The 23,474-nt window shown below is 63.0% G+C and carries 19 protein-coding genes; 10 read left to right on the forward strand and 9 right to left on the reverse strand.

Annotated elements, in window-relative coordinates:
* Positions 1-366: 366 nt before the first annotated feature.
* Positions 367-1,596 carry a pyridoxal phosphate-dependent aminotransferase gene (locus AC0Z42_RS06080; RefSeq protein WP_485467350.1) on the forward strand — a complete coding sequence of 410 codons (1,230 nt, stop codon included), beginning with the start codon at positions 367-369 and terminating at the stop codon, positions 1,594-1,596.
* Positions 1,597-1,668: 72 nt separating this feature from the next.
* Positions 1,669-2,991 (forward strand): homoserine dehydrogenase, encoded by a 1,323-nt coding sequence (locus tag AC0Z42_RS06085; RefSeq protein WP_485467351.1) that lies wholly within the window; start codon positions 1,669-1,671, stop codon positions 2,989-2,991.
* Between the two features lie 134 nt (positions 2,992-3,125).
* Here AC0Z42_RS06085 and AC0Z42_RS06090 read toward each other — a convergent pair whose 3' ends face one another.
* From AC0Z42_RS06090 to AC0Z42_RS06105, 4 genes are all read right to left on the reverse strand, one after another.
* Positions 3,126-3,482, reverse strand: coding sequence for a ribonuclease E inhibitor RraB (locus AC0Z42_RS06090; RefSeq protein ID WP_485467352.1), 357 nt, complete (start codon positions 3,480-3,482; stop codon positions 3,126-3,128).
* Positions 3,483-3,606: 124 nt separating this feature from the next.
* A complete protein-coding gene (locus AC0Z42_RS06095) occupies positions 3,607-4,167 on the reverse strand; it encodes an outer membrane beta-barrel protein (protein WP_485467353.1) in 561 nt (186 codons plus the stop codon).
* A 127-nt stretch (positions 4,168-4,294) separates the two neighbouring features.
* Complete coding sequence (locus AC0Z42_RS06100) at positions 4,295-5,779, reverse strand: sensor histidine kinase N-terminal domain-containing protein (RefSeq protein ID WP_485467827.1); 1,485 nt, start codon at positions 5,777-5,779, stop codon at positions 4,295-4,297.
* A gap of 41 nt (positions 5,780-5,820) precedes the next feature.
* Positions 5,821-6,531, reverse strand: coding sequence for a response regulator (locus AC0Z42_RS06105; protein WP_485467354.1), 711 nt, complete (start codon positions 6,529-6,531; stop codon positions 5,821-5,823).
* A gap of 187 nt (positions 6,532-6,718) precedes the next feature.
* Between AC0Z42_RS06105 and AC0Z42_RS06110 the strand changes: the two genes are divergently transcribed.
* The 5 genes from AC0Z42_RS06110 to AC0Z42_RS06130 all read left to right on the forward strand — a co-directional run bounded on the left by AC0Z42_RS06110 (position 6,719) and on the right by AC0Z42_RS06130 (position 12,866).
* Positions 6,719-7,780, forward strand: a complete 1,062-nt coding sequence (locus tag AC0Z42_RS06110; protein WP_485467355.1) for a porin — start codon at positions 6,719-6,721, stop codon at positions 7,778-7,780.
* Between the two features lie 3 nt (positions 7,781-7,783).
* Positions 7,784-8,773 carry a Bug family tripartite tricarboxylate transporter substrate binding protein gene (locus tag AC0Z42_RS06115; RefSeq protein ID WP_485467356.1) on the forward strand — a complete coding sequence of 330 codons (990 nt, stop codon included), beginning with the start codon at positions 7,784-7,786 and terminating at the stop codon, positions 8,771-8,773.
* Between the two features lie 44 nt (positions 8,774-8,817).
* Complete coding sequence (locus tag AC0Z42_RS06120) at positions 8,818-9,915, forward strand: ABC transporter substrate-binding protein (protein ID WP_485467357.1); 1,098 nt, start codon at positions 8,818-8,820, stop codon at positions 9,913-9,915.
* Positions 9,916-9,981: 66 nt separating this feature from the next.
* A complete protein-coding gene (locus AC0Z42_RS06125) occupies positions 9,982-11,772 on the forward strand; it encodes an ABC transporter permease (protein WP_485467358.1) in 1,791 nt (596 codons plus the stop codon).
* 20 nt (positions 11,773-11,792) lie between these two features.
* The gene (locus AC0Z42_RS06130) at positions 11,793-12,866 is read left to right on the forward strand and encodes an ABC transporter ATP-binding protein (protein WP_485467359.1); all 1,074 of its coding nucleotides are present in this window, start codon (positions 11,793-11,795) and stop codon (positions 12,864-12,866) included.
* A gap of 18 nt (positions 12,867-12,884) precedes the next feature.
* On the opposite strand, the gene AC0Z42_RS06135 is transcribed toward AC0Z42_RS06130, so the two are convergent.
* Both AC0Z42_RS06135 and AC0Z42_RS06140 read right to left on the reverse strand, forming a co-directional pair.
* Positions 12,885-13,670: a DUF2145 domain-containing protein gene (locus AC0Z42_RS06135; RefSeq protein ID WP_485467360.1), complete on the reverse strand. Its 786-nt coding sequence runs from the start codon at positions 13,668-13,670 to the stop codon at positions 12,885-12,887.
* Positions 13,671-13,673: 3 nt separating this feature from the next.
* Positions 13,674-14,096 carry a hypothetical protein gene (locus AC0Z42_RS06140; protein ID WP_485467361.1) on the reverse strand — a complete coding sequence of 141 codons (423 nt, stop codon included), beginning with the start codon at positions 14,094-14,096 and terminating at the stop codon, positions 13,674-13,676.
* 150 nt (positions 14,097-14,246) lie between these two features.
* On the opposite strand from AC0Z42_RS06140, the gene AC0Z42_RS06145 reads away from it, so the two are divergent.
* Positions 14,247-14,990 carry a helix-turn-helix domain-containing protein gene (locus tag AC0Z42_RS06145; protein WP_485467362.1) on the forward strand — a complete coding sequence of 248 codons (744 nt, stop codon included), beginning with the start codon at positions 14,247-14,249 and terminating at the stop codon, positions 14,988-14,990.
* Between the two features lie 4 nt (positions 14,991-14,994).
* Here AC0Z42_RS06145 and AC0Z42_RS06150 read toward each other — a convergent pair whose 3' ends face one another.
* Positions 14,995-16,434, reverse strand: coding sequence for a DUF3999 family protein (locus AC0Z42_RS06150; RefSeq protein WP_485467363.1), 1,440 nt, complete (start codon positions 16,432-16,434; stop codon positions 14,995-14,997).
* Entirely contained in the window at positions 16,431-19,691 is a 3,261-nt protein-coding gene (locus tag AC0Z42_RS06155) for a DUF2339 domain-containing protein (RefSeq protein ID WP_485467364.1), read from the reverse strand. The genes AC0Z42_RS06150 and AC0Z42_RS06155 overlap by 4 nt, the downstream gene beginning before the upstream one ends.
* 242 nt (positions 19,692-19,933) lie before the next feature.
* Here AC0Z42_RS06155 and AC0Z42_RS06160 point away from each other — a divergent pair, with 242 nt between their 5' ends.
* Entirely contained in the window at positions 19,934-21,820 is a 1,887-nt protein-coding gene (locus AC0Z42_RS06160) for an MFS transporter (protein WP_485467365.1), read from the forward strand.
* Between the two features lie 159 nt (positions 21,821-21,979).
* Here the strand turns inward: AC0Z42_RS06160 and AC0Z42_RS06165 are convergent, their stop codons facing one another.
* Positions 21,980-22,114 carry a hypothetical protein gene (locus tag AC0Z42_RS06165; RefSeq protein ID WP_485467366.1) on the reverse strand — a complete coding sequence of 45 codons (135 nt, stop codon included), beginning with the start codon at positions 22,112-22,114 and terminating at the stop codon, positions 21,980-21,982.
* A gap of 116 nt (positions 22,115-22,230) precedes the next feature.
* Between AC0Z42_RS06165 and AC0Z42_RS06170 the strand changes: the two genes are divergently transcribed.
* The gene (locus AC0Z42_RS06170; RefSeq protein ID WP_485467367.1) at positions 22,231-23,460 is read left to right on the forward strand and encodes an efflux RND transporter periplasmic adaptor subunit; all 1,230 of its coding nucleotides are present in this window, start codon (positions 22,231-22,233) and stop codon (positions 23,458-23,460) included.
* The last annotated feature ends 14 nt before the right edge of the window (positions 23,461-23,474 follow it).

Below are 23,474 nucleotides of genomic sequence, written 5' to 3' on the forward strand. Positions count from 1 at the left end.
AGTTCGGTGGTTCGGTGTGCGTGCTTGCAAAAAAAGCATGCGGCGAAAGCCGTCAGGATGCCATAAACAACATCAAAGTGCGAATGGAAAAAGCTTTCCTTTCCAAACTGCAATCTAGATGTTGACAGACAGCGTCATCCTAACCAGCGAAGATTAAGAGAACATGAAGAAGGCGATCATGCCCGCCTGCCCGATACGCAGGCAGTGTTGGCAGGATGGGCGCGAATTGCTGGGGTTGACCATGTTTAATTTGATAAAATGGCCTGCTTTCGGCGAGAATGATTGTTTTCGCCTTGCATGATCATAGTTAATGGCTTCAGGCGCGCGGCTTTTGACGGACGCGCCGCATCACGACAGGGATTTATTTTGCGACCGATTCAGAAATCGAATAAATTGGCGGATGTCTGCTACGACATCCGCGGCCCGGTCCTGGAAAAATCCAGGCAAATGGAAGAAGAAGGCCACAAGATCACCAAGCTCAACATCGGCAACCTGGCCGTGTTCGGCTTCGATCCGCCGGACGAGATTGTGCGCGACATGATGCTCAACTTGCAAAACGCGGCCGGCTACACCGACTCGAAAGGCATGTTCGCGCCGCGCAAGGCCGTCATGCACTACACGCAGGGCAAGAATATCGCCGGCGTTACCATCGACGACATTTACCTGGGCAATGGCGCCTCCGAACTGATCGTCATGTCGATGAACGCCCTGCTCAACAGCGGCGACGAAGTGCTGGTGCCGGCGCCCGATTATCCGCTGTGGACGGCTGCCGTCAGCCTGTCGGGCGGCAATCCGGTGCACTATGTATGCGACGAGCAGAACGAGTGGTATCCCGATATCGAAGACATGCGCCGCAAGATCACGCCCAATACCCGCGCCATCGTCGTCATCAATCCGAACAATCCGACCGGCGCGCTGTACCCGGTCGAGTTGCTGCTGCAGATCGTCGAACTGGCGCGCCAGCATCAATTGATCATTTTCGCCGACGAGATCTACGACAAGGTGCTGTACGACGAAGCCGAGCACGTGTCGATCGCCTCGCTGGCGGACGACGTGCTGTTCATTACCCTGAACGGCCTGTCGAAAAATTACCGCTCCTGCGGCTACCGTTCCGGCTGGATGGTGGTCTCGGGCGAAAAACGCCACGCCAAGGATTACATCGAGGGCCTGAACATGCTGGCCTCGATGCGGCTGTGCGCCAATGCGCCGGGGCAGTTTGCGATCCAGACTGCGCTGGGCGGCTACCAGAGCATACAGGACCTGGTCGGGCCGGGCGGGCGCCTGTTGAAACAGCGCGACCTTGCGCACAAGCTGCTGACCGATATCCCGGGCGTTACCTGTGTCAAGCCGAAAGCCGCGCTGTACATGTTCCCGAAGCTGGACCCGGCCGTCTACCCGATCGCCGACGACCAGCAGTTTGCCTATGAGTTGCTGGCCGAGGCCAAGGTGCTGATCGTGCAGGGTACCGGTTTCAACTGGATCGCGCCCGATCATTTCCGCGTTGTCTTCCTGCCGAACTCGGACGACCTGACCGAGGCGATGGGGCGCATTGCGCGCTTCCTCGAAGGTTACCGCAAGCGTCACAGCCGGCTTTGAGCCGGCCAGCAGCAGCATCGATCAACCTGGCGCGGGCCGCTTGCCGGCGCCACTCATGAGCACAAGACCATTATGAAATCCATCAAGATCGGCCTGTTGGGCCTGGGCAATGTAGGCTACGGCACGTTCAGCGTCTTAAAGCGCAACCAGGAAGAAATCAAGCGCCGCGCCGGGCGTGGCATCGAAGTGGTGGCCGTGGCCGTGCGCGACGTGGCGCGCGCCGAAGGCTTGATCCAGGGCGCCTGCAAGGTCGTCAATGATCCGGCCATCATCGTCAACGATCCCGAAATCGATATCGTGGTCGAACTGATCGGCGGCTACGACCTGTCGAAAACCCTGGTGCTGCAGGCGATCGCCAACGGCAAGCACGTGGTCACCGCCAACAAGGCGCTCTTGGCCGTGCATGGCAACGAAATCTTTGCCGCCGCCCAGGAAAAAGGCGTGATGGTGGCGTTCGAGGCGGCTGTTGCCGGCGGCATTCCCATTATCAAGGCACTGCGCGAAGGCCTGACGGCCAACCGCATCGAATGGATCGCCGGCATCATCAACGGCACCACCAATTTCATCCTGTCCGAAATGCGCGACAAGGGCCTCGATTTCGCCACCGTGCTCAAGCAGGCACAGGAGCTTGGGTATGCGGAAGCCGATCCGACCTTCGATATCGAAGGCGTCGACGCGGCCCACAAGGCCACCATCATGTCGGCGATTGCCTTCGGCATCCCGGTGCAGTTCGACAAGGCCTATGTGGAAGGCATCAGCAACCTCAATGCCATCGATATCCGCTACGCCGAAGAGCTGGGCTACCGCATCAAGCTCTTGGGCATCACCAAGCGCGCCACCGTCGATGGCGTGGAAGGCATCGAGCTGCGCGTGCATCCGACGCTGATCCCGGCCAAGCGACTGATCGCCAATGTCGAAGGCGCGATGAACGCGGTGCTGGTGCACGGTGATGCAGTGGGCGCCAGCCTGTATTCTGGCCGTGGCGCCGGCGCCGAGCCGACCGCCTCGTCGGTGATTGCCGACCTGGTCGACATCACCCGCCTTGCCACGGCCGACCCGGAACACCGCGTGCCGCACCTGGCCTTCCAGCCCAACGCGATGACCGATATCGCGATCCTGCCGATGTCGGAAATTACCACCAGCTACTACCTGCGCATGCACGTGGCCGACCAGCCGGGCGTGCTGGCCGACCTGACGCGCATCCTGGCCGACCGCAGCATCTCGATCGACGCCATGCTGCAAAAGGAGCCGGCCGAAGGCGAGACGCATACCGACATCATCATGCTGACGCATCAGACGCAGGAGAAAAACGTTACGGCCGCTATCGGACAGATGGAAGCGTTGAATACTGTGGTCGGCACGGTGACCAAGATCAGGCTGGAAAACCTCAGCTGACATTTTTGCCAGCGCGTAGGTCGGATTAGCGCAGCGTAATCCGACAACATTGTTGGCCTGCCCGGTGGTGGTGTCGGATTACGCGGCTTCGCCGCTAATCCGACCTACGCGATCTGCATATCCTGATGACACGGTCATTGTTTTGCTTCACCCACCGGCCCCACATCCATGCCGTCATAGCTGGCCAGCTTCTGTTCCAGCGCGAACTGCTGCAGTTCGCCATTGCGCGCGTGCAGGCTGTCGACATTGTGCACTTCCGCTTTTTCCACGTGCAGCACCCATACCGGCGGCGCGGCCGCGTCTTCCAGTTCGGGCTGGTACAGCTCGACCGGGCGATAGCCGTCGATCGCCAGCAGGCCGGCTGCCTGTTCCAGCGCTTCCGGCGTCGGGTTGGTGAAGTAATAGCCCCACAGCAGCGGCTGGGTCAGGTCCCAGGGTGCGTTTTCGGCGATATTGTCAAACAGTTCGGTCACTTCTTCTTTGGTCATCATGGCGTGCGCCCTTGTAGGATACAGAGGGCGCGATGGTAACATTGGCCGTGTCCACACACCATGCGCGCAGAAAAAAACCGGCTGCGAGAGCCGGTTTTCATGATGGCCAGCCTGTGGCCAGCTGTTAGAACTGGTAGCGCACGCCAGCCGACAGCATCGACGCTTTCAGTTTCGCGCCATTCTCGCTGTAGGTCTTGCCGAAGTTTTCGTACTCTGCAACCAGCGACACGTTCTGGTTGACCTGGTAGGCCGCGCCAATGCCGAACATGGCGGCGGTTTTATCTTCCTTGCCGCTGAAACGCAGGCCGAAACCGCTGACGGTGGCCTTGGTGCGGTTTTGCGCGACGCCGACTTTGGCAAAAGCGGAGAACTGCGGGTTGATCGGCATGGTGGCGGTGCCGGCCAGGTAGAAGGAACTCGTTTCCATGCTGACGGCGGTACCGGCGTCGCTGTCTTTCAGCTTGCCGAAGTTGGCGTAACCGGCTTCCAGGCCGAAATTTTGCGTGAAGTTGTAGCCGGCGTAGGCTTTGTAGCCGGTCTTGTCTTCCTTGCCCGAACCCAGGTCGCCCGACAATTTCAATTCCGAACGGCCGGCATTGATGCCGACATAGCTGCTTTGCGCTTGTGCAAACAGGGGCAGGGACAGGGCGGCGCCAACGACGACTGCGAACAATTGTTTTTTCATGATTAATCCAGTGAGCACCAATGCGGCGAGGGATTCATCGCTTGATGGGAGCCGGATTTTATAACAAGGTTATTTTTTATGTCAGGTGCGCACGATATAAAACCCCAAAAATTTCACATTAATGTCTTCAAAGTAATATTTTTCGGTCAGGCACGGGCGCTGCGCCCGCGCTGAAATGCACGCGCACCCGCAAGCCGTGGCCATTGTCGGCCGTGCCCAGTTCCAGCCGCGCGCCATGCAGCGCGGCGATATCGCGCACGATGGCCAGGCCCAGGCCGGCGCCGCCCGGATTGCGCTCCAGCGCCGACGACACGCGGTAAAAGGGCGTAAACACGCGTTCGCGTTCGGTCTCGGGAATGCCGGCGCCGCTGTCCTGCACTTCCAGCACCGCTCCCTGGCCTGGCTTCCCGGGCGGATGCACGCGCAGCGCCACGCTGCCGCCCGGCGGCGTGTAGCGCAGCGCATTGTCGACCAGGTTGACCAGCAGTTCGTGCAGCAGCAGCGCCTGGCCCTGCACCGCTGCGTCCAGCTCGGCGTCCAGCGACAGGTCGATCTCGCGGTTGACCGCCGCCATCGCCATCTCCAGCCCCACCTGCTGCGCCAGTTCGCGCAGCGACACCGTTTCCATCAGCAGGTGTTCGCCGCCATGCTCGATGCGCGCCAGGGTCAGCAGGCGGTTCGCCAGCAGCACGGTCGAATCGGTGGTGGTGGCGATGCTGGCGACGATGTCGCGCAGCGCGGCCACGGCCTGCGGATTGTCGGGCTGGCGGTCGCAGGCGCGCAGCGCCAGTTCGGCCTGGGTTTTGAGCACCGTCAGCGGCGTGCGCAACTGGTGCGAGGCGTCGGCGATAAAGCGGCGCTGGCTGGCGATCAGCTGCTGCAGCCTGGCCATCGAGCCGTTCATGGCCGACACCAGCGGGCGCATTTCGCGGTGCACCAGGGCCGGGTCGACGTCCGACAGGTCCGACAGCGCACGCGTCTCGACCTCGTTTTTCAGGCGCATCAGCGGCTGCAGCACCAGGCGCACGGCAAACCACACCAGCGCCGCCATCACCAGCACCATCGCCGCCTGCCAGAGCAAGGTGTCGAGCAGAATCTGGTTCGACAGGCCGCGCCGCGCGTCCAGCGTTTCGCCCACCTGGATCAGCGCGATGCCGCGCATCGAGTCGTCATACACGGGCTGCAGCAGGGCGGCGATGCGGATCGGCTTGCCGTGGTAGTCGGCGTGATAAAAGCGCACCAGTGCCGGGTAATTCTGCGAGCGCGGCACGTTGGCCGGCACCGCCGGCAAGTCGCCATAGCCCGATACCAGCTCGCCCTGGATGCCAGTCACCTTGTAGTAGATGCGGCCGAGGGTGTCGGTCTCGAAGCTGTCGAGCGCCACGTAGGGCACGTCGGCCACCACCTTGCCGCCTTCGATCGAGACGCGTTCGGCCAGCGCGCGCGTCGACGCCAGCAAGGAGCGGTCGTAGGCCATGTCGGCCGCGTCAAGCGCATTGCGGTACACAAAAACGGCGTCGAGCAGCACCAGCATCACCAGCGGAATCAAGAGCCAGCGCAGCAGCTGGTTGCGCAGGCTGCCCAGGCGCCGCGTCTGCAGGTGGCGCTGCAGCCGTTCGAGCCAGCTGCGGCGGCGCTCAGTGATGCGCTGACTCACCTGGCGGTGGCCGGCATGGCGCTGCGCGGCTGCAGCAGATAGCCGATGCCGCGCAGGGTGGTGATGGCGGCGGCATCGGCCAGGCCGCCCTGTTCGAGCTTCTTGCGCACGCGGTGTATCAGCAGTTCGATCGCGTCCAGGTTGACGTCGTCGGCCAGCGCGAACACTTCATCGAACAGCTTTTCTTTCGACACGGCCCACCCCTGGCGCGAGATCAGCGCTTCGAGCACGGCGTGTTCGCGCGGCGTCAGGGCCATCGCCGCGCCGCCATAGCTGAACATGCGCGTGATGGTGTCGAAACTGAGCGCGCCGCAGGCATGCACCAGAGCCTCGTTGCCCTGGCTGCGGCGCAGCAGCGCTTTCACGCGCGCTTCGAGTTCGGCCAGTTCGAACGGCTTGGCCAGGTAGTCGTCGGCGCCCAGGTTCAGGCCCTGCACTTTTTCATCGATGCCGCCGCGCGCCGTCAGTATCATGACGGGGGTCTTGGCGCGCGTGCCGCCGCGCGCGCGCAGCCGGCGCAGCACGTCCAGGCCGTCCATTTTCGGCAACGTCAGGTCGAGCAGCACCAGTGAATAGTCCTGCGTATGCAAGAGGGCATCGGCGTCGGCGCCGTTATGGGCTGTCTCCACCGTCAGGTGCGCGTCGCGCAAGGCTTTCGCCAGCCAGTGCGACAGCTCCAGATGGTCTTCCACTAATAGTATGCGCATGGTCTCCGCCATTCGTTGTCGTGGGTGCAGTGTAAGCGAGGCGCCGCCGTTTTGGGGTGCTTGTGGCTGGCCGGCGACAGCGCCGAGTCTGAAAGCCAATTGAAAGGATGCAGACCCTATAGTGTGATCCTGATTCAGAAAACGAATCAGGCATATCACCAAAAAATATAACTATTGGGAGACTCCTGTGAAGAACACCGCATTGCCCCTGGCCGCCCTGGCCTTGTTTGTTACCGCCAGCGCCGTCCAGGCCCAGTCCAACGTCACCTTGTACGGCCGTCTCGACGCCGGCGTCAGCACCACCAGCAATGCCGGCCCGTCGAAAGATTCGGTCACGCAAGTCAGTTCGGGCGGCATGAATACCTCGCGCTGGGGCATCATCGGCAGCGAAGACCTGGGTGGCGGCCTGAAAGCCGTATTCAACCTCGAAGGCGGCATCCTGGTCGATACCGGCGCAGCCGACGGCGCGCTGTTCAAGCGCCAGGCCAACGTCGGCCTGGAAGGCGCGTTCGGCCGCGTGGTGCTGGGCCGCTCGTTTACCACCGTGTACGACTTCGTGCTGCCGTACGATCCGATGGCCTATGCGCCGTTCTATTCCTGGGCCACTTCCGGCAATGCGACCGGCCCAAGCAAATACGGCATGACCACCGCGTTTGACAATCTGGTCAAGTATTCGGGCAAGACCGGCGGTTTCACCTACGGCGCTTCCTACGGCTTTGGCGAACAGACCAGCAGCACCTCGGACAGCGCCAAGCTGTCGACCGCGGTCAACTACAAGAGCGGCCCGGTCAGCGTGCTGGCCACCTATGAACGCATCAACGGCAACACGATCGCCGGCGGCGCGCGCGACAAGAACACGGTGGTGCACCTGGCCGCCATGTACGAAGAGGGCGCCTGGAAGGTGCAGGCCGCGGCGCGCGACTACAAGCTCGATCCGGCTGCCGCCAACCGCGCCGATGTGCGCGGTACCCTGTACTGGGGCGGCGTCAGCTACAAGGCAACGCCAGTGATCACTTTGACCGGCGTGGTGTACTACCAGGACGTGAAAAACGTCGCCGCCAACCTCGACGCCGACCCGATCATGTACGTGGCGCGCCTGCGCTACGCCCTGTCCAAGCGCACCGACTTGTATGTGGCGGGCGCCTACGCCAAGGCCAAGCACGGCCAGCTGGTCAGCCTGTCGCGCGACGACGCCGGTTTCGGCGACACGCAGCGCGGCCTGATCGCCGGCATCCAGCACCGCTTCTAAGCCATGACGATGCTGCGCACCGCTTTCCTGTCGCTGCTGCTCCTGCTGCTGCCCGCAATGGCATCGGCAGCTGCGCCTGAAGTCGACTGCGTGGTGCCGTCCAAGCCGGGCGGCGCCATGGACCTGACGTGCAAGCTGGCGCAGAAGGGCCTGCTGCAGCCCGATCTGGCCACGGCGGCGCCGTTTGCCTCGTCGGTGCGCATCAGTTATCTGCCGGGCGGCATTGGCGCGGTGGCCTGGCGCTCGATGGGTTCGCAGCGCCGCCGCGCCGAAGCCAACACCCTGGTGGTGTTTTCGGGCGGCTCGCTGCTGAACCTGGCGCAAGGCAAGTTTGGCAACGCCAAGGCGGGCGACGTGCGCTGGGTGGCGGCGCTGGGCGCCGACTACGGCATGATCGCCGTGCGCAGCGATTCACCCTACAAAAGCCTGGGCGACCTGATCGCTGCACTCAAGCGCCACCCCGACAAGGTGCTGATCGGCGTGTCCGGCACCATCGGCAGCCAGGACTGGCTGAAGATGGCGCTGGTGGCGCGCCAGGCCGGCATCGACCCGAAAGTGCTGCGCTTCGTGGCGCTGGAGGGCGGCGGCGAGATCTTCACGGCGATGCAGGCAGATTACGTGCAGGTGATGTCGGGCGATACGTCCGAAGCGACCCTGAACGCCGGCCAGAATCATGCGCGGGTGCTGGCGGTGCTGTCGGAAAAACGCCTGCCCGGCGTGCTGGCCGGCGTGCCGACGGCGCGCGAGCAGGGCATCGACGTGGTCTGGCCCATTATCCGCGGCGTGTGGATGGGACCGCAGGTGCCGGAAGCGGATTACCAGCGCTGGGTGGCCACGTTTGACCGCGCCATGGCCACGCCGCAGTTTGCCCAGTGGCGCACGCAGGCGGGCATGTATCCGTTCGCGCTGACGGGCGACAAATTGACACAGTACGTAACGCAGGCAGTCGAACGATACTCCAGGCAGGCAGCCGAACTGGGCCTGATGCGCTGAAGCCATAGCAAGCAACCTTACAACAATCACAGACGGAGACAACCATGCAAACCAAGACCATCCTCGCCATCGCCCTGGCCGCCGCTTTCGCCGGCGCCACCGGTGCCGCCTTTGCGCAAGTGCCGGCAGGTTATCCGGCCGACTACCAGAAGATCATCGACGCGGCGAAAAAGGAAGGCAAGGTAGTGATCTACAGCGCCACCGACAGCAAGGCCGCCGCGCCCCTGATCAAGGATTTCAGCGCCCTGTACCCCGGTATTTCGGTCGAATACAACGACATGAATTCGACCGAGGTGTACAACCGCTTCATTTCCGAAGTGGCCGCCGGCGGCAATACGGCCGACGTCATGTGGTCGTCGGCGATGGACTTGCAGATGCGCCTGGCCTCGGACGGCTACGCACTGAAATACAAGTCGGTCGAAGCGGCCAAGATTCCTGGCTGGGCAATGTGGGACGACCAGGCCTACGGCACCACGTTCGAGCCGGCTGCCATCGTCTACAACAAGCGTTTGCTCGACCCGAAGGAAGTGCCGAAGAACCATGACGACTTCGTCAAGCTGATCGCCACGCCGAAATTCAAGGACAAGGTCACTACCTACGATATCGAAAAATCGGGCGTGGGCTTCATGTTCATGTCGCAGGATGCGAAAGAGTATCCGCAGTTCCTGGCGCTGCAAAACGCGTTCGGCACGGCCAAGGTGCGGGTGCAGTCGTCGACCGGCACCATGATGGAGCGCATTTCGTCGGGCGAAAACCTGATCGGCTATAACGTGCTGGGCTCTTACGCACTGGTGCGCGCCAAGAACGATCCGTCGATCGGCGTGGTGCTGCCCAAGGATTACACGCTGATTCTGTCGCGCGTGCAGTTCATCAACAAGAACGCGAAAAACGTCAACGCCGGCAAGCTGTGGCTCGATTACATCCTGTCGCACCGCGGCCAGACTATCATCGCGAACGGCGCCAAGCTGTATGCGATCCGCGCCGACGTCACCGGCGAGACCACCTCAGCCGACCTGATCAAGCAAATCGGCGCCGCCAATGTCAAACCGGTGCCGGTGCACCCGATCATCCTGCAGTTCCTGGGGCCTGCCAAGCGCATGGCCTTTTTAAAACAATGGAAAGAAACAGCCGGCAAAAAATAATGCCGTCCTGGCCAGCTGCGGGTTCGCCCGCAGCTCGATGCCGCACCCTCATTCATTGGATTTCTCATGCAAACTGCTATCTTGCCGCTGCCTGCACGGTCGCGCTCTCCCTTGTCGCGCCTGAACTGGCCGCGCGGCGTGGTCGTGGCGATCACCCTGGTGGCCATTTTCCTGCCGCTGTTCCTGATTTTTTATCAAAGCTTTTTGTCCGCGCCATTCTTCATGCCGGTGCGCGAATTCGGTTTTGATTCCTACCGTTTCATTTTCGATGATCCCGATTTCTCGATGGCCTTCAAGAATGGCCTGATGCTGGCCTTCGGCCTGACCGTGATCGCCGTGCCGCTGGGCGGCATGCTGGCCTTTTTGATGGTGCGCACCGACCTGCCGGGCCGCGGCTGGGTCGCGCCGATGCTGCTGGTGCCGATCTTCGTGTCGCCGATGGTGATGGGCTTTGGCTATGTGGTGTCGATGGGGCCGGTGGGCTTCTACTCGACCTGGGCCAAGGAGCTGCTCGGCTTCGTGCCGTGGAATATCTATTCGTTCACCAGCATCGTCATCATCGCCGGCCTGACCCACGTGCCGCACGTGTATCTGTACGCGTCGTCGGCGCTGAAAAGCCTCGGTTCGGATGTGGAAGAAGCGGCCCGCGTGGCTGGCGCCTCGCCGGTGCAGGTGATGATGAATGTGTCGCTGCCGATGATCATGCCGGCGCTGGCGTATGCCGGCGTGCTGGTGTTCTTCCTCGGCTTCGAGGTGTTCGGGCTGGTGCTGGTGCTGGGTGACCCGGAAGGCCACCTGGTGCTGCCGACCTACCTGTACAAGCTGACCAACAAACTCGGTACGCCGTCGTACCACCTGATGGCCGCCGTTGCCGTTTGCCTGGTGATGGTGACCATGCCGCTGGTGATGATACAGCGCTGGCTGCTCAAGTCCGCCAACAAATACGTGTCGATCAAGGGCAAGGGCGCGCGCAGCAAGGCCATGCCGCTGGGCCGCTGGAAGTGGCTGGCGTTCGCGCTGCTGGCCGGCTGGCTGATCTTCACCATCATCCTGCCATTGACCGGCATCGTGCTGCGTTCGTTCGTGCAGTACTGGGGCGAGGGCGTGCACCTGGCCGACGTATTGACCTTGCAGCATTTCCGCGACATTTTCGACCAGCCCTCCCTGGTGCGCGGCATCGTCAACACCATCCTGATCGGCGTGGTCGGCGGCGCGCTGGCCGTTGGCTGCTACAGCTTCATCGCGCTGGCCATGCACCGCAAGCAGGACGGCATTACCCGCCTGCTCGACTACAGCGTGCTGGTGCCGCGCGCCGTGCCGGGCCTGCTGGCCGGCCTGTCGTTCCTGTGGGTGTTCCTGTTCGTGCCGGCCTGGCTCGACGGCATCTTGAAAGGCATGGACAACGGCGTGGCCCTGTGGCTGAGCGGCCATGTGATTCCGGTGCTGCGCGAAGTGCGCTCGACCATCTTCGCGCTGTGGCTGGCCTATTCGGTGGTGTGGATGGCCTACGGCATGCGCCTGATTTCCACCGCGCTGCTGCAGGTGGGTCCGGAACTGGAAGAGGCGGCGCGCGCTGTCGGCGCCAACCGTGGCCAGGTCACGCGCGACGTCACGCTGCCCTTGATCAAATATGGCCTGCTGGGCGCCTGGCTGATGGTGTTTTTGATTTTCGAACGCGAATACTCGACCGGCGTGTACCTGCTCTCGCCCGGCACCGAAGTGATCGGCGCCATGCTGGTGTCGCTGTGGGCCGGCGGCTCGACCGACCTGGTGGCGGCGCTGTCGTTCATCAACATCACCCTGGTGGCCATTGGCCTGGGCATCGCGCTGCGCTTTGGCGTCAAGTTACATAACTAAAAATACACTGAGACCCTATCATGAATGAACTGACCGTCAATGAGCTGTACCTGGACTATGGCACCGGCGCATCCGCCAACCAGATACTGAAGGGTGTCTCGATGCACCTGAAAAAAGGCGAAGTGGTCGCCTTGCTGGGGCCTTCGGGCAGCGGCAAGACCACCTTGCTGCGCGCCGTGGCCGGGCTGGAAAGCCCGAAGGCGGGCAGCATCGAAATCGGCCCGCGCAATGTGTTTGACGGCGCGAAACGCTTCGAGATGCCGGCCGAGCAGCGCAACCTGGGCCTGGTATTCCAGTCCTACGCGCTGTGGCCGCACAAGACCGTGTTCGACAATGTCGCCTACGGCCTGAAACTGCGCAAGATGGGCAGCAGCGACATCGCCGAACGCGTCAAGGAAGTGCTGACGCAGCTGGGCCTGGGGCACCTGGGCGAGCGCTATCCGCATCAGTTGTCCGGCGGCCAGCAGCAGCGCGTGGCGATCGCCCGCGCGCTGGTGTACAACCCGCCCGTGATCCTGCTCGACGAACCGCTGTCGAACCTGGACGCCAAGCTGCGCGAGGAAGCGCGCGCCTTTTTGCGCGAACTGATCGTGCGCCTGGGCCTGTCGGCGCTGATGGTGACCCACGACCAGGGCGAGGCGATGGCCATTTCGGACCGCATCTTGCTGCTCAACAACGGCAAGATCGAGCAGCAGGGCACGCCGCAAAGCATGTATGAAACGCCCGATACCCTGTTCACCGCCGAATTCATGGGCAGCAACAACCGCCTGCCGGGCAAGGTGCTGCGCCGCGAGGGCAACCGGGTCAGCCTGCAGATCGACGGCGCGCCGCTGCAGGGCGTGGCGCGCGGCGCCAATACCGGCACGGAAGTAACCACCATGATACGCGTGGAGGAGGTGAAGGTCAGCGCCACCCAGGTCGAGAACGCGATCGAGCTGCCGCTGCTGACCTGCATGTATCTGGGCGACCGCTGGGAGTGCCTGTTCGAGCGCGGCGGTGTGGATAATCTCAGCCTGCGCGCTTATTCCCGGCATAAACTCGATGCCGGCAAATACTGGCTGCATATGCCGGCCGATAAACTCTGGGTGTTTTAAGCCTGTGGTGCGTGGCGATCAGTCGCCCCGCACCACGATTTCCTGCGCCTGCGGTTCACGCTGGCGCATGAAGCGCACGATGGAGTCGACCGTGACGACGTCGATCTGGCGCGTCATGCGGCGCTCGAACGGGTGGTCGTCAAAGGCGATATTGGCGCGGAACATGCGCGCGCCCAGGCGCGTGGCGGCGGGAATGCTGAGCGTTTGCGGCGCGTAGCTGGCGCTGCGCAGCCAGGTCTGCGCTTCGGCGCGCGTTTCGATCTTGCCCGGATCGTTGCTGGCGGCGGCCAGGGTTTCCAGTACCCACTGGTTCGAATTCTGGTATTTGGTCGAGAACGGATAGGCCAGCATATTGTAGTGTGCCTCGTGCAAGCGCTTGGGCGTATTCGAGGCCAGCAAGCGCGCCAGCTGCTGCTGGGTTTCCGGCGACGGGATCATGATCATGCTTTCGTACATGAACACGTCGCTCATGAAAAAATTGCCCAGCCCTTCGTTGTACAGCGACGACTGCGCCGTGCCGCATTCATTGAGTTCATGCACCACCAGCCAGCGCCCGTTCGGATGGTCGCGCCAGGCCAGCGCCATGTGCGAATAGCGCAGCTGGTATTTCGACAGGTCCTGCCCGGCGCGCGCCAGCAGCGCCACCTGTGCGCCGGAAGCGTCCAGCGCCTGCAGGGTCTTTTGCGCCAGCGCCATCGATTTGACGACATCGTTGGCTTCGGCCGGTTTTTCTTCGCACGAGCGCCCCGCATGGGCGGCGCCGGCCAGCAGCAGGCTCAATACGAGGGCGGTCAGCTGTTTCATGGCTTATGCCTTCGAATGGTACAGCAGCGACTTGCCCAGTTCATTGGGAATAAAGGCAATCGCCTTGCCCGACGCCACCAGCACATGGCCGGTCGACACCGCCACCACGCTGACCACCGTGCCGACCGCCAGCGACAGGCCTTGCGCCGCCTGGCCGCTCAATTGGATCGAGGCGCTGCCGGCTTCGGACGCGCCTTTCAGCACGATGACGACGCCTTCGCCGACCGCTTCCAGGCTGGCGATCATCACCTGGCCCGAGGCCACCAGCATCGACATGGAGCCGGCCACCACCACCGCCGAACCCTGGCTCAGGTTTTGCGAACCACGCGACAGGTTTTCGGAAGCTTCCGCATGCGCCATGGCGGGCAGTGCGGCGGACAAGCTCAGCATCAGGTACAGGGGCAACAGACGGGCACGCAGTTTCATGGTGTTTCTCCTTCAGATTTGCCGAATTGGCATGACCATCATTGTCGATGGGGTGAGTTTGGTCAACGAAAATGCTACTCGTAGTGGGCAGTCATACTGCGAGTATCACTTTTTGATACTATGTTGTTCCTAGTCAAGCGAAGGATGGCCATGCAGCAAACCCACGCCCTGATCGAAGCCCTGAAGCGCCTGCTCAAGGCACGCTCGGTGACCTATGCCGAACTGGCGCGCAGGATAGGTGTGTCCGAGGCCAGCGTCAAGCGCATGTTCTCGCTGAAACAATTTACCTTGCAGCGGGTTGAGCAGATACTGGTCGCCATCGACAGCGATTTCCAGCAGCTGGCGCTGGCCGTGCAGGCGGCGCAGGCGGCGCCGGCCCTGATCACGGGGCTGACGTATGCGCAGGAAAAGGAAATCATCGAAGACACCAGGCTGTTCATCGTCGCCGTATCGGCCCTGAATCTTTTGCCGCTGGAACAGATCATCGCCATCTATGACATCAGCGAAGCGCAGGCAGTGAGATGCCTGCTGCGCCTGGACAAGATCGGTTTCCTGGAGCTGCTGCCGAACAACCGGGTCAAGCTGCTGGTGGCGCGCACTTTTGCCTGGATACCGAACGGCCCCATCCATGCCTATTTCAAGCAGGAAGCCTACGACGACTATCTGAACTCGCAGTTCGATGGCGAGAGCGAACTGCTGCGCCTGGTGAACGTGATGCTGTCGAAAAAGTCCACCGCAGCGCTGCTCGAACGCCTGCGGCAGGTGGCGGTGGAATTTTCGCGCCTGCACCAGGAAGACGCGCGCCTGCCTGGCGAAGAACGGCTGGCGATCAGTTTCATGCTGGCGGCGCGGCCGTGGATGCCGCAGACCTTCAAAGCGCTGTTGCGCCAGTGACAGCTTATGGCGGCGTCTGTTCTTGCTTCATCTGCGACAGCAGGCGCCAGGCAAAAAAGCCCAGCACGCCCACGCCCAGCAGCAGGGCGGCCCACAGCGCCGCCAGGCGCCAGGGCGCACCTTTGCCGGCCGGGGCAGGCGCTGTTTGCGCACCGGCGCGCGCCGTCAGCGGCCCCAGGCTGGCAAGCGGCAGCGCCTGCAATTCCCCCGCGTCATAGCCGGGCGCCACCTGCGACAGCGGCAGCGCCGCCTGGGCCGCATCGACCTTGCCGAACACCAGTTGATAGGGCCCCTTGCCGCTGGCCAGGAACACCAGCGTTTCCGGCGTCCAGCCCAGGCGCAAGGCGGGCGCGCTGGCCGGCAGTGGGGTTTGTTCGTTTTGCGCGCGCAGCACCCATTGCGTCGTCTGCACCACCGGCATCGCCAGTTCGCCCGAGACGCGCTCCTTGCCGGTGTCGCTGATGCGGTAAAAGCTGGTACTGAGCAGCGGTTCGAAATACACGCCCTGCGCAGGCCGCGTTTGCCGGTGCAGCTGCAGGCGGCGTGGCGCTACATACGAATCCTGGCGATACACACCCAAGGTGACCGGCAGCACCACATTGGTTTGCGCAAATTGCAGCGCGATGCTGTCGGCGGGAATCGCCAGCGGGGTAGCGTAGACCCATTCGCCGGCCGCTTTGCCGGGCGCGGCCTGCAAGGCGATGCTCGCGCGCGGCGGTGCTGCTTCGGACTGGCTGACGGCTTGCGCGGTAACGGCGGCAAACACCACCGGTGCGCCATCCTGCCAGCTCAGGCGGGCATAGCGGAAGGCGCGCGGCGCAAACTCGATGCTGTCATTGGCCAGGGTTTGCGTATCGCTGTTGCGCAGCCAGTTCAGGGTGGTGGTGCCGATCGCATCCCAGTGCTTCAGGTCGTCGCTCGCTTCAAGCAGCACCTGGGCGCTGTAGTCGCCCAGAGCGGCGGGTGGCGTCAGGCGCAGCGCGGCGATGCGCTTGCCGTCGGCCGGCTGGCCCAGGTCGAGGATCAGCGCCTGCAGGCTGGACGCGTTGTCCGCCGCAGCGCTGCTTGCATTGACCGATAGCAATCGCCCATCGGTGCTGGTACGTATCTCGACGTTTTGCAGGCCGCCGCCGCTGCCGGGCTTGCCAATAACGGGAAAGATGCGTGCGGCCATGCTGCTGCGCTGGGTGCTCGAGCGGGCCGGTGGCGCGCTGATGGCGAACGACAGCCGCTGGCCGTCGCGGTCGAACAGGCGCACATCGGCCAGGCTGGCCGAGCGCGCATGCAGATAGACTTCCTTCGGCAGCGGCAGGCGCGCAATGCCGGCCCCGGCCGGTGGCTGCACCGCCATGGTCCAGCCATAGTTGGCAGGATGGTCCGGCGTGGCCTGGGCCAGCGCCGTGCCGCAGGCCAGCGCCGCGCATAGCAGCAAGTTCAGTTTCATGCACCCTCCGGTTTTGGCTCAAGCAAGGGGTCGGCCTTGGGGAACGGCGCCAGGTAGCCGATCAGCAACATCAGCAGGCCCACGCCCACAAACGACACGATGCGGGCGATGCCGCCCACGCTCGACAGGTCGACCAGGAACAATTTCAATACCACCAGCACCAGCAGCACCGCGCCCAGGCTCCATTGCTGGCGCCGCTGGTGCTGGGCCGCATGGCGCATCAGCAGCAGCGCCGTAATGCTCCACACCAGCGACAGCATGGCCTGCACGAACTGCGAGGCCATCATGTCATCGAATTCGTACGGCACGCCCATGTAATTCGATACCGTGCGCAGCAACATCAGGTTGAACCAGCCATACGTGAAACAGGCGGCCACTACCGGCACGCGCGCCTGGAACTGTTCCAGCCACAGCGGCCGGCCAGCCTGCAGCAGCCGCCAGGCGGCGACGCCCAAGAGGATCGCAAAGCCGCTGCTGAGGTCAAGCGGATTAAGCAGAGGCAGATAGGGCAGGGGTGCCATGGCGCCGTTGTCGACGACGTTCCAGACGGCAATCAGCACCAGCGACCATAGCGCGCCAAGCGGTATCAGAGTGCGCTGGTACCAGCCGGCGATCGGCGCCACCGGCCAGCCGCCCGCGCGGCAGCGGCGGATCAGCAGTGCCAGCGCCAGCATCATGGCCCAGGCCGGCAAATAGCGCGACCAGGCCGGGCTGACGGCGTCACCCTGGCCAGCCAGCCAGGCGTCGATATGCATGGCACCTACCGGCCACAGCATCAGCCAGGGTGCGGCCGTGCGCACCGTATGCAGCAGGCGCAGCATGCGCAGGTCGATGCGCCAGCCGGCGCGCGACCAGGTGCGCAGCATGAATTCGCCGCTGGCAAGCATGCAGGCCAGCGCCAGCCAGGACAGGCCGGTCGGCAGGTATTCACGCAAATACAAGGCCAGCAGCATGTTGGCGCTCCACAGGCCCAGGCCGATCCAGACGGCTGGCGTAAACCAGCGCAATTGCGGCCATGCCAGGCGGCGCGCCAGCAGTGCGAACAGCGGCGTGGTGACGCTGATGGCAATCAGGTACAGCGCCAGCCAGTGTTCGCCGGCGTGCGGATGCATGCTGTCGCTGCCATCGACCAGGCGCAGCAGCCAGCTGGTGAGCGGGAACAGGATGCCGACAAACCACAGCAGGCCGCTCCATTGCAGCAGCGGCAGCGCGGCCAGCGCCAGCTTCGCGCCGGGTTCCATCTGTACTTGGCGCTGTGTGTAGCGGGCGCTGGCCAGGGCGGCGGTGCACAGCAGCAGCGCGCTGACCAGGGTGCCATGGAACAGGTTGCTGGAATGGTCGTTCCACTCCAGGCCCATGCGCAGCAACAGCACGGCGCCGGCCAGCAGTTGCACCAGCAGCAGCAGCACGCGCGGCACCGACCATTGCAAGCGCTGCGCCAGCCAGAACAGGCCGGCGGCCACCGCCAGCGCGCTGACGGTCAGCAGGTTCAGCTGCGTGATGGCGTCGGTGCGCAGCAAAATTTCGGTCCACAAGCCACCCAGCAGCCAGGCCGTGGCGCCGGTCAAAAACACCACCGACAGGCCCTGCATCAGTTCCGGCGGCAATTTGACGTGTACCACACCTTGCTGGCGGCGGAAATTGATCGCCATCAGCAGGGCGGCGGCGGCCAGAAGCAAGAAGCCCAGCCACAGATTCGATTGCAGCGCGATTTCCGTATTCATGTCCGCCAGGATGCCCAGGAAAGAGATCCATGCTCCCGCCTGCACCAGCAGACCAAAGGCCCAAGCCAGCGGCTGGCGCTGGCGCAGGCCGACCCAGACGATGCCGGCGCCTTCCAGCGCCCAGGCGGCGGAAGTCCAGCGGCCGTCGAGCGCAAACGGTATCGCCAGCGTACCGAACACGATGCCCAGCGCCAGGAAGGCTTCGGCCAGCAGCTTGAAGTGGCCGCCGTGGCGGCGCCACAGCGCCACCGCCAGGCCGGTATAGAACAGGCCGCCGGCCAGCGCCGAAAACGCCAGGCCGAAATGGACGTCCTTGACCAGGCCGTACTGCAGGCCCATGGCGGCCAGCGGCGTGCCGAACACCAGCGTGCCGTCGACATAGTGTTTCAGGCGCGGTGCCTGACGTGCGCAATAGGCGATCGCAATGCCGACATAGAACAGCACGAACAGGACCAGGAACAGCTGCGTCGACAGATAATTTTCCGGCGTGTAGCGCAGCAGGCCCCAGGCTGTGGCGACCACGAACGTGAAGCCAAAGCTCAGTACGTTCAACACGCGCCAGGCGCGTTTCAGGGCGATGGCAAACACGCCGGCGTTCAGCAGCGCGTAATAGCTGAACAGGCCGATATGGCTGCTGCCGCCGGTCGACACCAGGATCGGCACGGCAAAGCCGCCGATAATGCCGAACACGGCCAGCCAGACGGCGTTCTGCAGCACCGCCAGCAAACAGGTAAATGCGGTCAGCACAAACAGCAGCGCGAAGGCGAGGCCGGCCGGCATCAGTTCATACAGGCGGAAGGCGCCAAAGGTGACCAGCATCAATATCGCCAGCGCCGTGCCCTGCAGCGGCAGGCTGATACCGGGGCGCGCCACGCGAATGCGCCAGGCCCAGGCCAGCAGGGCAATGTCGGCCAGCGCGATGCCGGCCAGGCGCAGTTCGATCGGCAAGGTCACTTGCGCCGACACATATTTGAGCAGGAAGCTGACGCCGAGGAACAAAATCAGCAAACCCAGCTTGGCCACCAAGTTGCCCTCGAACAGCCAGGCTTTGGCCTTGGCAAACAGGTCTTCCGTGTCGTTGACCCAGGCCGGGGTATTGGGTGCGGTGGGCGCTGGCGGCACGGGTTTGGCCGGCGGCACGGGTGTTGCAGGTAACGGTGCTGGCGGTAGTGCTTCAGACGCGGGAACCGTCTGGCGCGGGCGCTTGTCGAGCGAAATGGTGATCGCTGGCGGCACAAGCTCGGGTAACTGCGCGGGCGCCGGCGCGGGTGTGGGGGTGGGCTGCGCAGCCTCGGCTGGCGGCGCCGGCTCCACCCTTGCCTCGGCGCGGGTCTCCACCGCAGCTTCGGCGTTTTTGCGCGGCACGGCAGGGCCCAGATCGAGCCTGCTCAGGCGTTCCTGGATGCTGTCGACTTCGCGCCGCAAGCGTGCCGTGGCCGCTTCAAGGGCCGCCACTTTGGCGCGGCTTTTGAGCGCGACGACAAAGGCGGTAATCAACAAGCCCAGCAATACCAGCGGTATCAGTACAAACATAGGTCGGCTTTCCTGGCAGGACAGGGCGCAACAGGGAGCGGCACCCGATGTATGCGCACCTTACCTTATTATCAAGAAACGGGGTTTTCTTATAGCCATGCGGCAATTCCTCCGCAGAGGTTGTCAGCATGCAATGCCGTGCTGTTGCCGGTATTGACTAGAAGCAATAGCGCGACATTCAGATTGTCGTGCGCAGGATAGTGCTGTATTTTAGCAATTCGTTCACTTCCCATTTCCACGCCATGAGTCAGAGCAGCCAGTTTTCCTTGTTGTCGCAGCGCCGCTTCGGGCCGTTTTTCTGGACCCAGTTCTTCGGCGCCTTCAACGACAATCTGTTCAAGACGGCGCTGATGGTGATCCTGGCCTACGACGCGCTGAGCTGGACCTCGCTCGACCCGTCCACCATCACCAACCTGATCCCCGGCCTGTTCATCCTGCCCTACGTGGTGTTTTCGGCCACCGCCGGCCAGCTGGCCGACAAATTTGAAAAGGCTGGCCTGGCCCGTTTCGTGAAATGGATGGAACTGGTCATCATGGGCGTGGCTGCTGCCGGCTGGATGACGCATACCCTGTGGCTGCTGGTGGCGGCGGTGGTCGGCATGGGCATCCATTCCACGCTGTTTGGCCCCGTCAAGTATGCCTATCTGCCGCAGCAGCTGAAACCGGAGGAACTGGTCGGTGGCAATGGCCTGATCGAAATGGGCACCTTTGTCGGCATTCTGCTTGGCGAGATATTGGGCGCCGTGCTGATCGTGCACAAGCCGCTGGGGGTGGAACTGGTGGCCGGCGCGACCATCGTGGTCGCCATTTTTGGCCTGATCGCCAGCTACCGCGTGCCGCGCACGCCGGCGCCCGAGCCGGACCTGAAAATCAGCATCAATTTCGTGGCCGAGTCGTTTCGCAACCTGAATTTTTCGCGCAAGAACCGTCCCGTCTTCCTGGCCATGCTGGGCAACTCCTGGTTCTGGTTCTACGGCGCGCTGATCCTGGCGCAGTTCCCGGTGTACTCCAAGGATTTCCTGCATGGCGACCATAGCGTGTTCGTGCTGCTGCTGACGGTGTTCTCGGTTGGTATCGGCACCGGTTCGCTGCTGTGCGAGAAATTGTCTGGCCACAAGGTCGAGATCGGCCTGGTGCCGTTCGGCTCGATCGGCCTGTCGCTGTTCGGCATCGACCTGTACTTTGCCAGCAATGCCTATGCGAACACGCAAATCGTCGACGCGCTGGCGTTCGTCAGCCAGGCCGGCGTGCCGCGCATCCTGTTCGACATCGTCATGATCGGCGTATTCGGCGGTTTTTTCATCGTGCCGCTGTTCGCGCTGATCCAGACGCGCTGCGACCCGAAACACATTTCGCGCACGATTGCCGGCATGAATATCCTCAACGCGCTGTTCATGGTGGCGGCGGCCGGCGTGGCCATCGTGCTGCTGGGGCAAGGTTTCACGATACCGCAGCTGTTCCTCGTCACCGCCATCCTGAACGCGCTGGTGGCGGCGTATATCTTCTCGCTGGTGCCGGAATTCCTGATGCGTTTCCTGGCCTGGATCCTGATACAGACCGTGCACCGCGTGAAAGTGGTCGATGGCGAGCGGATTCCCGCCGAAGGCGCGGCCGTGCTGGTATGCAACCACGTCAGCTATGTGGACGCCATCGTCATCGTCGCGGCCAGCCCGCGCCCGATCCGTTTCGTGATGGACCACAAGATTTTCAAGATGCCGCTGATGGGCTGGTTATTTCGCACCGCCAAGGCGATCCCGATTGCGTCGGCCAAGGACGATCCTTTCCTGATGGAGCGCGCCTTTGTCGATATCGCCCAGGCCCTGCATGAAGGCGACCTGGTGTGCATCTTCCCTGAAGGCAAGCTGACGCGCACGGGACAGATCAGCGAGTTCAAGGGCGGCATCGCCAAGATCGTGGCGCGCAGCAAGGTGCCGGTGATTCCGCTGGCGCTGCGCGGCCTGTGGGGCCATCTGCTCAGCCACCGCAACGGTCACCTGTTCGAACGCGCCTTCAAGGCCGGCCTGCGCTCGCGCCTGTCGCTGGCAGTCGGCCTGCCGGTGGCGCCCGAGGACGCCACGCCGGAATTGCTGCAGCAAAAAGTGCAGGATTTGCGCGGCAAGTGGAAATAATCCTCGGCGCTGCGGTGCGGCAGACCAATGCCGCCCCGCAGTGCGGCCATCAGGTAGCCGCGCCATGGCATGCCTTTCAATACGGCGCATAAATCCCGCACTTGTTTTTGCGCCGCCGCAACGCTTGCCATGCAGGCAAGCAAAGAAAACACGACCCTGCTACAGTAGCTGTTCAAGCCACTTCCCCGCTGCACCATTTTTATCGTCGCCTGCCAGCCCTGTTTCATGCAAGGCGAGCCCTGCTGTGCCCGAATCATTGCTGTACCGATCATCAAAAACGAAAAAAGTTTCCATGTATCAATTGTAAATCTGCTTGACGATTTTAGAATGATCGTTCATTCTTTGATCTGCGTTAATAAATTACCCCATTTCTAACGACACTAGCCCGCTTCTTTTTCAGAAAGTCCAAGATGCAACCAACATTTTCCCTGACGTCGCCGCGTACGAGCGGCGCTATTGCCGTTCTGTGCGCCACTGTAATCATGGCCGGCTGCAGTAAAAAACAGGCAGCGCCTCCGCCGCAGCAAGCGCCGCAGGTTGTCGTGTTTACTGTTAATCCGGCCGCGTTGCCGATGGTGGCCGACCTGTCCGGCCGGACCAATGCCTATCAAGTAGCCGATGTGCGTCCGCAAGTGGGCGGCATTATCCAGAAGCGCCTGTTCGTCGAGGGCGCCGATGTGAAAGCCGGCACGCCGCTGTACCAGATCGATTCGGCCAGCTACCAGGCTTCCTACAATTCGGCCAAGGCCGCATTGACCAAGGCCAAGGCCAACCTGCTCACTTCCGGTCCGAAAGTCGCGCGCTACAAGGAACTGGTGGCCATCGAAGGCGTCAGCCGCCAGGAATACGACGATGCCGTCGCTACTTACGAGCAGGCCAAGGCTGATGTCGAAGCGGCCACCGCGGCGCTGGAATCGGCCAATATCAACGTGCGCTACACCACCGTGACGGCGCCGATCAGCGGCCGCACCAGCCGCTCGACCGTGACGGCCGGCGCGCTGGTCACGGCCGGCCAGGCCGACGCCCTGACCACCGTGCAGCAACTCGACCCGATCTATGTCGACGTGACCCAGTCCAGTACCGACCTGCTGCGCCTGAAGCGCCAGCTGGCCGATGGCAGCCTGAAGAAAGCTGGCGACGGCCAGGCCAAGGTCAGCCTGATTTTGCCTGACGGCACCAAGTACAGCGAATCGGGCAAGCTCCAATTTGCCGGCGTGAGCGTCGAGCCGACCACCGGCAACGTGATCCTGCGCGCGCTGTTCCCGAACCCGAAAGGCGAGCTGTTGCCAGGCATGTTCGTGCGTACCCAGCTGGAAACGGGTATCGATGACAAAGCCATTACCGTGCCGCAAGTGGGCGTGTCGCGCAACCAGAAGGGTGAAGCCACCGCCATGATCCTGAACAAGGAAAACAAGGTCGAGCAGCGCGTCATCACCACCAACGGCACCTCCGGCACCAGCTGGATCGTGACGTCGGGCCTGGCCGCCGGCGACCGCGTGATCGTGGAAGGCTTGCAAAAAATCAAGCCGGGCGCGCCTGCCGTCGCCGTACCTGCCGCTGCGTCTGCCGCCGCCGGTGGCGCACCAGCCGCACCGGGTGCCGCACCAGCCGCGTCCGCACCAGCGGCCAGCGCCCAATAATTCAGGAGAATATT

The organism is Janthinobacterium sp. 1L-D-8-B-C4 (assembly GCF_057291295.1).